Below are 11,602 nucleotides of genomic sequence, written 5' to 3' on the forward strand. Positions count from 1 at the left end.
ATCCTCTAGCATTCCGGCGCCGGTTTCCGTCGGGAATTAATAGGGAATCCGTCGGGCATCACGCTCGGTAAACGGAACTGCCCCCGCAACTGTAGGCACCGAGACGCTTCCATCGATACCACTGGGCTCATGCCTGGGAAGGTTGGAAGTGATCGTCGACGTGCGAGTCAGGAGACCTGCCGGCATGCTTGATCACTGACCGGCGGGGTGTCCGGGAAGGACATTCCGCTGTCAGATGTCGTTGGCTGGTTTATCCGTTCAAGTCTTTCGCGTCTTTATTGCCATGGACCCAATCGGTCTGCTGGCCGCGGCTTTGGAATGTGCTCCTGCGTCATGCCCGCTACCGCCTAAAGTAAGGAGAGTTGGCTCATGGCTTCAGGACGTTCCCTCGCGCTCGCCGCAGCGCTTTGCCTTTCCAGTGCCGCGATGGCAGCGCCCACACAGTATCCGCTGTCGATTGAAAACTGCGGGCAGACGTTGACCTTCGCACAGGCTCCGGAAAATGCGGTCACCATTGGCCAAGCCGGAACCGAAATGCTGTACGAGCTGGGCGTCGGTGAGCGCTTGGCGGGTACGTCGTTATGGTTCAACCCGGTTCTGCCGCGATTCGCCGAGCAGAACGCCCGCGTCGAGCGACTGGCGGACAACGACCCGAGCTTCGAGTCAGTGATCGGGAAGCGGCCGGGGCTCGTGGCCGTCCAATTCGAATGGATGGTCGGCCCCCAGGGCGTCGTTGGCACCCGTGAGCAGTTCCATGAATTGAAGATTCCGACCTATATCCTGCCCTCGGACTGCGAAGGCAAAGACAACCTGGTGGGCGCCGACGGTACGCGCTTGCAGGCGTTCAATATCGAAAGCCTCTACAAGAGCGTCGATCAGCTGGCGCAGATCTTCGATGTTCAGGACAAAGGGCAAGAGCTGATCGCCGATTACCGCAAGCGCGTCCAGGCGGCGGCCCAGCGCGTGGCCGCTCATGAAGGTGACCCGCTGAGCGCGGTGTTCTGGTTTTCCAGTGCAGATCTGGAAATCGATCCCTACGTAGCAGGTCGTCAAGGCGTGGCGGATTCGATGCTCACCACGTTGGGCATGCAAAACATCATCGACTCGAACGAGGAATGGCCGACCGTTGGCTGGGAAACCATCGCCAAGGCCAGCCCCGATATTCTCATCATCGCGCGCATGGATCGTCGGCGCTTCCCGGCGGACGATTACGAGAAGAAATTGGCGTTTCTCAAGCAGGACCCCGTCACCCGCAACATGGATGCCGTCAAGAACGACCGTATCGTGATCATGGATGCCGACGCGATGCAGGCCAGCATTCGCTACATCGACGGCTTGGAACAACTGGCCGAGGCTAGCGAATCCTTCGCTCAATGAGCCGACCGATTTCACGGCTCGGGCTGCTGGCGCGCCTAATTGGCAGTGTGACAATTCTGGCCATCGCGGTACTTGCCGGCATCGCGATTGGCGAGACGGCGATCGAGCCTTCGATTGTCTTGCAGACCCTAGCGAACAAGCTGTGGACAGCAGGCTATGGGCTGGACCCGATCGATGAAGGTATTGTCTGGAGTTACCGGCTGCCACGTACGTTGGTGGCGGGCGCCTGTGGGGCGGGATTGGCAATTTGCGGTTTGATCTTGCAGGCGTTGCTGCGTAACCCGCTTGCCGAACCCTACTTGCTGGGTATCTCGGCCGGCGCATCCACCGGGGCGGTGTTGATCGCCGTCATCGGTGTCGGCGGTGGCCTGATTTCGCTCCCCGTGGGCGCGTTTGCCGGGGCTGTCGTCGCCTTCGGGCTCGTTGCCATTCTTGCGCGCACGTCACGTGGCGCTAGTGCGTCCAGCCAAATCATTCTTGCCGGCATCGCGGGTTCACAACTGTTCAACGCGCTGACGGCCTACCTCATCACCAAATCCGCCAGCGCTGAGCAAGCACGCGGCATCATGTTCTGGCTATTGGGCAACCTCAGCGGCGTCCGCTGGTCGTCCGTATGGATGGCGATACCCGCGGTGGCTATCGCGCTGCTGGTGTGCTTCTGGTACCGCCGAGCCTTGGATGCGTTCACCTTTGGCTCAGACTCGGCAGCCTCGCTGGGCATCCCCGTTCGCCAAACGCGGACGGTCCTGATCGCCTGCGCGGCATTCGTCACGGCGATCATGGTGTCCATCGTTGGCTCGATTGGTTTCGTCGGGCTGGTGATCCCCCATGCCGTGCGGCTATTGGTCGGCTCACGGCACACGCGACTGGTCCCGACAAGCGCCCTGGTCGGCGCCCTCTTCCTCATCTCGGCGGATATCCTTTCGCGCATTCTCATCAAGGGCCAGGTTCTGCCCATCGGCGTCATCACCGCGCTGATCGGGGCGCCGGTCTTCGCCCTTTTACTTATCCGAGGTGCCAGGGTTCGATGAGCGATCCGCTAACCACGAATTCGGAAATCGTGCTGGAGTGTCAGGCACTGGGCTATGCCGTGCGCGAGACATGGCTGGTGCGCGACATCAGCCTTTCAATCGCGCGAGGCGAGCGCATCGGCATTGTCGGGCCGAATGGCTCTGGCAAATCGACGCTGCTCAAACTGCTGGCGGGGATCATGAAACCGCGTGAGGGGCAGGTCCAGCTAATGGGCCGCGCCCTGCAGGGTTTGAATCGCCGCGAAATCGCGCAGACGTTGGCTTTCGTGGAACAACAGGCTGACACGCTGGACGCCATCAGCGTGCAGGATGCGGTGGAGCTTGGCCGCACGCCTTGGTTGAGCCCGGTTCAACCATGGAGCGAGCGCGATGACGAGGTAGTCCGGCATGCATTGCAGGATGTCGCGCTGGCCCACTTGTCCACGCGCGCCTGGAAGACGCTCTCCGGTGGCGAGCGCCAGCGAGTGCATATTGCCCGTGCACTCGCCCAGACACCGCAAGTACTCCTTCTCGACGAGCCCACCAATCACCTGGATATTCGCCAGCAATTGGCCCTGCTTAAACTCGTGCACGGTTTGCCCGTTACGACCGTCATGGCCCTGCACGACCTCAACCAGGCACTGACCTGTGATCGTCTTGCCGTCATGAGCAGCGGACGGCTGGTCGCACTGGGCCCACCACACGATGTGCTCACGCCTCAACAGCTGCAAAACACCTTTGGTGTAGCCGGGCGTTGGCTCATCGACCCCGTGGACGGCGCGCGGATGCTGCGCCTCGAACATCTTTCAGAACAGGAACGTGAAACCCATGATTAAAGTTTTAGCGGCGCTCCTTGCGCTGGCGAGCCCGCTCGCATTCGCGCAGACGTATGAAGTCAAAATGCTGAATCGTGGCGCTGCGGGCAGCATGATCTACGAGCCTGACTTCCTCGATATCGCGCTAGGGGATTCGGTCAAATTCATTGCGACGCACAGCACGCATAATGCGGCTTCCATTCCAGGCATCGCTCCGGAAGGCGCTCCCGCATTCAAAGGCAAGATCAACGAAGAGATCACCGTCCGATTCGACGAGTCGGGCGTTTATGGCATCGAGTGCATACCCCATCTCGCTATGGGTATGGTGATGCTGGTACGCGTTGGCGGTGCGGATGTGCCGGCGCCTGCAATACCGGAGAGCCTTCCCGATCGTGCGATACAACGACTCAATGCCATCGTCCAGCGCGAGTTCGATCGCTAAGAAGGACTGCGTCGTTGCGCTGCGCATCATGAGAAATATTTATGTTTTCAACGAAAAAAGTGAGATTTACTCACCTTGGCTCACGGTCAATAATCGCTTCCTGATACCACTGCTGCGGCAGCGTCCAGGACACCGATCATGATTAACACCGACTTCACTTTCGCGCTCAAACGTATTCATTTCGATGAAAACTATCATCCTGCCGAAAACACGCGCATAACCACCAACTTTGCCAATCTGGCACGAGGCAGCAGCCGTCAAGAGAATCTGCGCAACACCTTGAAGATGATTGATAACCGCTTCAATGCGCTGGCGCATTGGGATAATCCCAATGCCGATCGTTATACAGTCGAGCTAGAAATCATCTCGGTGGAAATGAATCTTGACGCCAAGAGCAGTGGCAACGCTCTGCCTTTGATTGAAATATTGAAAACCAATATTGTTGACCGGAAAACCAACGAACGCATCGAAGGTATCGCCGGCAACAACTTCTCCTCTTATGTTAGAGACTACGATTTCAGCGTGGTGCTACTGGAGCATAATAAAAACCGGTCGGAGTTCAGTGTTCCGAAAAACTTTGGCGATCTTCATGGAAACCTATTCAAGTGCTTCCTACATTCAGATGCTTACAAACAGCACTTCAAAAAGCGGCCTGTTATCTGTTTGAGTGTATCGAGTAGCAAGACCTACCATCGCACTGAAAACCTACACCCCGTATTGGGGGTAGAGTATCTGCAGGATGAGTACTCTCTTACCGATGAGTATTTCAGCAAAATGGGGTTAAAGGTTCGCTACTTCATGCCGCCGAATAGTGTAGCGCCTTTGGCTTTTTATTTTGCCGGCGACCTGCTGGCCGACTACACCAATCTTGAGCTAATCAGCACGATCAGTACGATGGATACCTTCCAGAAGATCTACCGACCCGAAATCTACAACGCGAACTCTGCTGCCGGAAAGTCTTATCGGCCAAGCTTGAAGCATCAGGATTATTCGCTGACTCGGATTGTGTACGACAGAGAAGAGCGTAGCCGTCTCGCGATTGAGCAAGGCAAGTTTGTTGAAGAACAGTTCATCAAACCCTTCCATACCCTTCTTGAACAATGGTCCGCTAATTACGCGCATTGAATCATTCGAAAACAAGGCTACTCACCATGAAAAAACTATTGCCTACATCAACGGCCGGCAGCTTGCCAAAACCTTCTTGGCTGGCGCAACCCGAAACACTTTGGTCCGACTGGAAGCTGCAAGGCGATGAACTGACCGATGGCAAGCAAGATGCGTTGCGTTTGTCTCTACAAGAGCAACAACAAGCAGGCATTGATATCGTCAGTGATGGCGAACAATCGCGCCAACACTTCGTTACCACCTTTATCGAACATCTTGAAGGTGTAGATTTTCAGAAACGCGAAACCGTAAGAATCCGCGATCGCTATGACGCCAGCGTACCGACAGTGGTGGGCGCGGTAAGCCGCCAGAAGCCCGTGTTCGTTGAAGATGCTAAGTTTTTGCGCCAGCAGACCGGGCAACCTATCAAGTGGGCGTTGCCAGGCCCCATGACCATGATCGATACGCTGTACGATGCCCATTACAAAAGCCGCGAAAAACTGGCTTGGGAGTTCGCCAAGATCCTCAACCAGGAAGCCAAAGAACTTGAAGCTGCCGGTGTTGATATCATTCAATTCGATGAACCCGCTTTCAACGTGTTCTTTGACGAAGTCAATGACTGGGGGATCGCGACATTAGAAAGAGCCATTGAAGGGCTCAAGTGCGAAACGGCCGTGCATATCTGCTATGGCTACGGCATCAAAGCCAACACCGACTGGAAAAAGACGCTGGGGTCGGAGTGGCGTCAATATGAAGAAATCTTTCCCAAGCTGCAGTCGTCCAACATCGACATCATTTCGCTGGAATGCCACAACTCTCGCGTGCCCATGGAACTCATGGAACTCGTTCGAGGCAAGAAGGTGATGGTCGGGGCCATTGACGTCGCGAGCGATACCATTGAAACACCTGAGGAAGTCGCTAACACCTTGCGCAAAGCCCTCCAGTACGTGGATGCCGACAAACTATGCCCGTGCACCAACTGCGGCATGGCGCCTTTGTCTCGCCGCGTCGCCAGAGGCAAGTTGAATGCACTGAGTGCAGGCGCAGAAATTGTTCGCAGAGAGCTTTCGAACTCCTAGTAAGTTGAAGTGCACGTGCGGTGTAAGGCGCTGAAGTCAGCTAGCGTGAGTGGCGACTTCACGCCGTCTCGGCCTCTTTAAGCCCCCTCCTCAGGATGCTCCATGTCCCCTACTAATACGGCTATCGAGCCACTGAGCTTTCGCGAAGCGCTCGGGCACTACGCCTCCGGTATCACGGTGATTACCAGCCATACGGATGGCGAGCCGCTTGGCTTCACCTGCCAATCGTTCTATAGCGTGTCGATGAGCCCGCCGCTGGTGTCATTCAGCGTCATGTCCAGTTCGGCGAGCTATCCCAGGATTCGCCAGGCAGGCCGATTCGCCGTGAATATCCTGTCCGGCCAGCAGGTGAAGATTTCCAACCAGTTCGCTCGCAAAGGCACGGACAAGTGGCATGGCGTCGAATGGCACGCGTCGCCGCTGGGCAACCCGATCATTGCCGGGAGCCTCCACTGGCTAGATTGCGAACTTCATGCGGAACACGCCGCCGGCGATCACCTGATCGTAATCGGCGAAGTAAAAGCGCTTAACCGCCACGACGCTACTGCGACGCAGCCACTGCTGTATTTCAAAGGGCAGTATCGCAGCCTTGCTGCACCTGGCGCGCTTTGAGCGATTGCCTCCAAGCCCACCCTCTTAACCGCTTCGCCTCTCGGGGCTCGGACCAATCTGCCAAAAGCGGGCGTTTAGTAGATGCGGCGCAGATCAATCACCCAAAGGATCGAAAACCTCTATAAAAACAGAGGCAACTCACTTATCGGGCATTCGTTCTTCCAGTGATCTTTGAAATTCAATGCTGCGACCAGCAACTTTTGGCTGAAAGCTGCCCACCACGGCCGACAGCTATCGGCCAAAAGGGGACACTAGAGAGTATAAATCTGTGCCCTTTCAGGTTACTGGTAGTTGAGGGTGTAATGCGCGGGGCCGGGGTGAACGCCCCAAACGCCGAGCCAGCCGAGACAGGCTAGTGCTAGACCAATCTCACTCGCCCTCTCGCAGCATCTGCATATCTACCGGATCAAAAGACCTGTCAGCAGGTGCAGGTGCTCCTCATCATCCCACGACAATGCAATCGAACCTGAGCGCGAGAGCTCAATCTGAACAGGCCTTGAGTTGTACGTGTAGACGATTTTGATCTTGTCGATCGGTGCCGCGCGGCCACCCGTGATCTCCAACAACTTCGTCATCGCATTCCCCGTCGATGCAATATCGACCCGGTAGCTGCTTTCGATATCAAACGTCACCGCTTCAGAAACGATCCGCTTAGCCATGACTCTCGTGAAGCGCTTGTCAGCCTTGAGCTGCTGATAGACCGCAGAGATGTCCGGCTTCACGATCTCCAGCGCGAAGTTCGTCCCAGTTGCAGCTCGGATGAGTTCTAAAAACGGCTTCAAATCCTTAGGGGGCGAACCCATGCAGATCGAATACCGATCCGGCCCAAGCATTTCAAACACTATGTCGAAGCTGATGAACGTCGAGTAACTCGATTCGACTGTTTCGCCCAGAGGGTTTGTGAACGACTGGGTAATATCCCGCTGCTCGTGGTACCGAAAAGTGGCCTTGCCATTCAGGAACTCGATAGCCTCGACACCAACGTGATTCTGGTCGTTGAACGGCTGCTGTCGAAGCCCATGCAAAAGGGTCTGAAAGTCAATGCGAGCGGTCAGAACCCAGAGTTTCAGCCGCTTTGACTTCATTTCGTCAGACTCCTTTCGATGTCATTCAGGGTCTTTTGCGCCGCCTCCTCCAAGCGGATCTTGAGCTTCTGCTCGAACACCGGTTCGGCACGTACCAGATTTTTGGCGTATTTCCCGTTGTTGTAGTTGTAGACACCTTTGACGATATAGGAGAAATCGCAGTACTTGGCCTGGTTACCAAACTGAGCCTCAAACAGGACTAGCTCAGACCCAACGAGCTTCTCACGAGCTTTCCATCGAATCTTCCACATATAGAACCCGTGGCTTTCAAGCTCAAGCAACTGCTTCGACTCCAATACACCCTTACCCTTCAGGGACGCCTTGTCGATGCGAATGATCTTGTGAATCCTGGCTTCTGGCTGCGGCCTGGCCAGTTCGGCCTCAGGGTCGCCATCCTCCCCCTCATCTTCTGACTCAACCTCAATCGAATCCTCGATCACCAGCGCATCGTCACTTAGATCTAGGTCATCATCTTCTTGGTCTTTAGGGTTGAACGTGGAGACGTCGATCACGTCGACCACCTCCATATCCTTGAGATTACGGATTAAGCTACGAAGGAAATTCGTCCTGATGCTCGCATCAAGGATCGCCTCCAAGGAAATGGTTCGGGTCGCCACGTCCTGATCAGTGACGATCTCGATCTGGGAATACAACTGATCTGTGATGTCCTTGAACTTGTCATTCATGGGGCCAGTGATCTTCCAGCCACTGCCCTGCTTCTCAAGGATCACCTCCGCCGTCTTCTCAACCACTTGGCGGAACTCTGCCTGGCTCAGATCGAGCTTTTGGTATTTGACGGTGAGTTTGAGCTGATCGCCATGGACGGCCACCTCAGCCTGTTCGCGCTGGTCATCCACCAGCCATTCCTTGACGGATGTGAGAGCGTCGGTCAGCTGGTCTTTAGTGACCGATGTCGTGACGACCACATTGGTGGTTTTCTCACGACTGTCACGCCCACCCACCAGGAGGGACAGGTTCCGATAGTCGTAGTAGTCATGGAACAGAGCACTGAAACGATTGGCTAGGAATTTTTTGTCCGATTCATTGGAGATCACGATCCCTCTGGAGAGGAAGACCTTCCTGAGCTCAGCGCTCGTCAGGCTTCGCTGCGTGAGCGCATCGTAGATCGCTTTGTCGGATGCAAAGTACAAACTACCCATTCTCATGTCAGTCTCGCTCCCATCCGATTACTTCGGGCTTATAGTTCGGAATCGCGTGATTTATTATTTCCAGTTCGACCGCCTGCAGTTTTCGCTTGCGGTTTTCGTCTTCGCCCCACTCGGTCACATAGCTGTTAATGGCAGTATTGAAGTTGCTAATGATGCTGCTGTGATGGTGGCGATTGGCAACCCTGATTCGGATCTTCAAGTCCTTGTTGGCGTTAAGGATCTGGAACCTGGAAAGCGCGTCAAAGAGGTACCTAAACTCGATCTCAGTGCTGCCATCGCGGCGATAATAGATCAGATAGCCTTCGCTATAAGTCTCAGTTACGTCTTGGGCCTTCTCGCAGTACGACTTGACCTCTTTGTGGTGAATGATCATATACGGCGAGGCGATGAGTTCCGCGGTTGCCGCACGATCCCAGTATTCACCACTAGCCTTGTGCAAGACGAGGTCAGGGTAATAGAAGGTGTAATTGTCCCTAGGGAATTTCCCTTCCGCCCTCAGGGTGTTTACATCGAGCTGCAAGGTCTTTAGGTAATTGATCAATGAAGGTTCGACGATATGAACCTGCTGAGAATCTTTGATGTGCAGATTCTCACCTTTGTAATCCTTGAAGTGATCGTAGAAATTCTTGTCGTAATCGTCATCGTGGTTATAGACGAACAGCATCCCACGGATTTCATACTTCTCACGCTTAGCCAAATGATAGCGAGTCTGCCATTCCGGCGAAGCCCGAGCACAGTCGATGGTCTTGCCCAAGGACTTCAAGGCCTTCTTGATCGAGTCCAGAGTAATAGAGCCAACCGCATAGCTCTTCAAATCGGTATGAAGGTAGATGGCTTTGTTCAGATAAGGATCTGCGTACTTGAACACCACGTCAGCCGGGTGTGTGTGCTCGGACTTTTTCAACGGCGCGTGAGCATCCTTCTTCACACAGACGAAGTTGAGGTTTGGAGGCCCCTCTTTCTTCCACCTGAAAAAGCTGAAGATGTCGTTGGAAACGAGCTCCGCGAGTCTCGCAATGTTATCGGTTTCGCCGCCTGACATGGTCGTTCCTGTCACGAAATGGATGCGCAGGAACGATACCGGCCTGGGAGCGTTGGCCCGTGCCGTGGAGGTGCGTCCTGCTTTGAATGTGGCCTCATGCCAGTACAAAGTATCGCAAAACTCTGTGCTCGGCCATCAGGTGATGGGGGATCACCCGCGCGTCACGCGCTGCGGTGGCCGGCAGGGGCATGCAGCCTTCACTTACCACCTTAACCAGATCACCAAAGGCACCGACAACCTCCGCGATCACGTCCTAAGCGAGCTCTACAACGTCGGGTCAGTGCTGCGCTGGCAGCTCAAAGACGCGACACCGCTCCACCGCGGTGTCACCCGCTATGTCAGCCCGTAGGGACGGCTGACCGCCCTTGACCGAAAGCTGCCGGCGATGACGATCGGAAATCGGCCAAAAGCGGATGTTCCCCAGTGTGCACCTAGCCCGGAAATCACCATAGTGGCTCTGGCTGAAAAGTAGCGGCATGGACAGTCGATCACAGTCTGAGTTATTTCTGACGTTCGGTTAACGCCCTAGCCGTCAGCGGTAGCATGCACAAATTCGAGGGGCAGTAAGGGGAAGGTAATGAAATGGATTCGCAGGTTTTTTTGCCGTCTCACTTCAATTTCGGAATCATCTGCTAGTGAACCCTCGGCTCAGCAGTCCGAACACAACCGAGAGGACGATCACTATTTCTCGGATGAGCCCATCGAGTCTAAAGCCTATGACCGGTTTGGAAGGGCACTTTTCGCCGCTAGGATTGCCGAGACGATTGCCAAGCGTAGGGATCCATCCAGTATCGTTATAGGTCTATTCGGCCCGTGGGGTGATGGCAAGACTTCCGTACTCAAAATGATGGAGGAGTCGCTTGTCCAATATGAGCAGGTCGTCACGATACGATTCAACCCTTGGCACTTCCCCTCCGAGGATGCGCTTCTGCGGGGATTCTTCGCCACCTTGGCTGAGGCTCTAGGCAAGGAGCCGGCCTTCAAAGAAAGAGCAGCAAAACTGCTTGAGTCCTATGGCGGTATTCTATCGGTCGTCTCAGTCGCTCTACCAGGTGTAGAGATTAATCCCGGTGAAGCTGCGAAGAATATCGGGGAGTCCTTATCTAAGGTCAGTCTCGATCAACTCAAAGGCCAGATAGACGCTCTTCTAGGTCAGAGTGGAAAAAGGTTGGTCATTCTCATCGATGATATCGACCGGTTGGATAAAGACGAAACGAATGCCATCTTCAAGTTGGTAAAGCTCTCGGCAAGTTTCAAGTACACCAGTTATGTACTGGCTTTTGACGATGATGTAGTCGCTGCGGCTATAGGAGAACGATACGGCGCGGGTGGGCATGAAGCCGGGCGGGCGTTTCTAGAAAAGATCATCCAAGTTCCTTTACATCTGCCTCCCGCCGATCGGATGAGCCTGCGTCAGATCACTTTTGAAGGTATCGACCATGCTCTGAACCAAGCGGGAATTGTCCTTGATCAGCGCCAGATCGACGTGTTCTCGCGTTATTTCGTGGACGGACTTGAACCGAAGCTAGAGACCCCAAGGATTGCGAAGCTGTACACAAATGCGCTGATGTTTGCGTTACCTCTTGTAAGCGGCGAAGTGAACATTGCCGAGTTCATGCTAATTGAAGGGGTGCGAGTGCTTTACCCAAAGCTATATGCGGCTATCCGTGACAATCCCGACATATTCTTGAAAGGTGAGCCTCGCCAGGCCTTGAGAGGCTTGGAGCAACCACCTTCCCCCTGTAGTGGTCAACCCATCCCGGACAGTGGGTTAAGTTTTTCTTCGGCCACCGCAGGTGGCAGTCCGTCGTTGAACTGATGTGGCCTGATCCAGTTGTAACGGTGCATCAGGTAATAACTGATATCC

The 11,602-nt window shown here is 54.9% G+C and carries 11 protein-coding genes, 1 pseudogene and 1 riboswitch; of the genes and pseudogenes, 9 read left to right on the plus strand and 3 right to left on the minus strand.

From position 1 onward, the window contains the following. Window positions 1-3: 3 nt before the first annotated feature. Window positions 4-198: riboswitch (cobalamin riboswitch) on the plus strand. Window positions 199-369: 171 nt separating this feature from the next. The 7 genes from IEY47_RS09295 to IEY47_RS09325 all read left to right on the plus strand — a co-directional run bounded on the left by IEY47_RS09295 (window position 370) and on the right by IEY47_RS09325 (window position 6,439). Next, the gene (locus IEY47_RS09295) at window positions 370-1,377 is read left to right on the plus strand and encodes an ABC transporter substrate-binding protein (protein WP_188982912.1); all 1,008 of its coding nucleotides are present in this window, start codon (window positions 370-372) and stop codon (window positions 1,375-1,377) included. After that, window positions 1,374-2,408, plus strand: a complete 1,035-nt coding sequence (locus tag IEY47_RS09300) for a FecCD family ABC transporter permease (protein WP_188982913.1) — start codon at window positions 1,374-1,376, stop codon at window positions 2,406-2,408. The genes IEY47_RS09295 and IEY47_RS09300 overlap by 4 nt, the downstream gene beginning before the upstream one ends. Continuing rightward, entirely contained in the window at window positions 2,405-3,223 is an 819-nt protein-coding gene (locus IEY47_RS09305) for an ABC transporter ATP-binding protein (protein WP_188982914.1), read from the plus strand. The genes IEY47_RS09300 and IEY47_RS09305 overlap by 4 nt, the downstream gene beginning before the upstream one ends. Next, on the plus strand, window positions 3,216-3,644 hold the full coding sequence (locus IEY47_RS09310; protein ID WP_188982915.1) for a pseudoazurin: 429 nt from the start codon (window positions 3,216-3,218) through the stop codon (window positions 3,642-3,644). The genes IEY47_RS09305 and IEY47_RS09310 overlap by 8 nt, the downstream gene beginning before the upstream one ends. Window positions 3,645-3,785: 141 nt before the next feature. After that, window positions 3,786-4,769 carry a DUF1852 domain-containing protein gene (locus IEY47_RS09315; protein WP_188982964.1) on the plus strand — a complete coding sequence of 328 codons (984 nt, stop codon included), beginning with the start codon at window positions 3,786-3,788 and terminating at the stop codon, window positions 4,767-4,769. Window positions 4,770-4,795: 26 nt separating this feature from the next. Then, window positions 4,796-5,827 (plus strand): methionine synthase, encoded by a 1,032-nt coding sequence (locus IEY47_RS09320; protein WP_188982916.1) that lies wholly within the window; start codon window positions 4,796-4,798, stop codon window positions 5,825-5,827. Between the two features lie 102 nt (window positions 5,828-5,929). Further along, entirely contained in the window at window positions 5,930-6,439 is a 510-nt protein-coding gene (locus IEY47_RS09325; protein WP_188982917.1) for a flavin reductase family protein, read from the plus strand. Window positions 6,440-6,837: 398 nt separating this feature from the next. Here the strand turns inward: IEY47_RS09325 and IEY47_RS09330 are convergent, their stop codons facing one another. The 3 genes from IEY47_RS09330 to IEY47_RS09340 are packed head-to-tail and all read right to left on the minus strand — an operon-like array spanning window position 6,838 to window position 9,735. Then, a complete protein-coding gene (locus IEY47_RS09330) occupies window positions 6,838-7,524 on the minus strand; it encodes a hypothetical protein (RefSeq protein WP_188982918.1) in 687 nt (228 codons plus the stop codon). Continuing rightward, window positions 7,521-8,690, minus strand: coding sequence for a hypothetical protein (locus tag IEY47_RS09335; protein ID WP_229779321.1), 1,170 nt, complete (start codon window positions 8,688-8,690; stop codon window positions 7,521-7,523). Before IEY47_RS09335 ends, IEY47_RS09330 begins: the two co-directional genes overlap by 4 nt. Window position 8,691: 1 nt before the next feature. Beyond that, window positions 8,692-9,735, minus strand: coding sequence for a PD-(D/E)XK nuclease domain-containing protein (locus IEY47_RS09340; RefSeq protein ID WP_188982919.1), 1,044 nt, complete (start codon window positions 9,733-9,735; stop codon window positions 8,692-8,694). Between the two features lie 22 nt (window positions 9,736-9,757). Here IEY47_RS09340 and IEY47_RS09345 point away from each other — a divergent pair, with 22 nt between their 5' ends. Both IEY47_RS09345 and IEY47_RS09350 read left to right on the plus strand, forming a co-directional pair. Beyond that, window positions 9,758-10,084, plus strand: a complete 327-nt coding sequence (locus IEY47_RS09345; RefSeq protein WP_188982920.1) for a hypothetical protein — start codon at window positions 9,758-9,760, stop codon at window positions 10,082-10,084. Between the two features lie 228 nt (window positions 10,085-10,312). Then, window positions 10,313-11,296, plus strand: a pseudogene (locus tag IEY47_RS09350) (KAP family P-loop NTPase fold protein); the annotation flags it as partial. Window positions 11,297-11,602: the final 306 nt, after the last annotated feature.

The organism is Pseudomonas matsuisoli (genome assembly GCF_014647635.1).
GTDB classification, from domain to species: domain Bacteria; phylum Pseudomonadota; class Gammaproteobacteria; order Pseudomonadales; family Pseudomonadaceae; genus Pseudomonas_P; species Pseudomonas_P matsuisoli.

What these genes read in the sequence shown, in the direction of transcription:
- IEY47_RS09295 (WP_188982912.1), top strand. Translation starts at nt 370, where the DNA reads ATGGCTTCAGGACGTTCCCTCGCGCTCGCCGCAGCGCTTTGCCTTTCC.
- IEY47_RS09300 (WP_188982913.1), top strand. Translation starts at nt 1,374, where the DNA reads ATGAGCCGACCGATTTCACGGCTCGGGCTGCTGGCGCGCCTAATTGGC.
- IEY47_RS09305 (WP_188982914.1), top strand. Translation starts at nt 2,405, where the DNA reads ATGAGCGATCCGCTAACCACGAATTCGGAAATCGTGCTGGAGTGTCAG.
- IEY47_RS09310 (WP_188982915.1), top strand. Translation starts at nt 3,216, where the DNA reads ATGATTAAAGTTTTAGCGGCGCTCCTTGCGCTGGCGAGCCCGCTCGCA.
- IEY47_RS09320 (WP_188982916.1), top strand. Translation starts at nt 4,796, where the DNA reads ATGAAAAAACTATTGCCTACATCAACGGCCGGCAGCTTGCCAAAACCT.
- IEY47_RS09325 (WP_188982917.1), top strand. Translation starts at nt 5,930, where the DNA reads ATGTCCCCTACTAATACGGCTATCGAGCCACTGAGCTTTCGCGAAGCG.
- IEY47_RS09330 (WP_188982918.1), bottom strand. Translation starts at nt 7,524, where the DNA reads ATGAAGTCAAAGCGGCTGAAACTCTGGGTTCTGACCGCTCGCATTGAC.
- IEY47_RS09335 (WP_229779321.1), bottom strand. Translation starts at nt 8,690, where the DNA reads ATGAGAATGGGTAGTTTGTACTTTGCATCCGACAAAGCGATCTACGAT.
- IEY47_RS09340 (WP_188982919.1), bottom strand. Translation starts at nt 9,735, where the DNA reads ATGTCAGGCGGCGAAACCGATAACATTGCGAGACTCGCGGAGCTCGTT.
- IEY47_RS09345 (WP_188982920.1), top strand. Translation starts at nt 9,758, where the DNA reads ATGCGCAGGAACGATACCGGCCTGGGAGCGTTGGCCCGTGCCGTGGAG.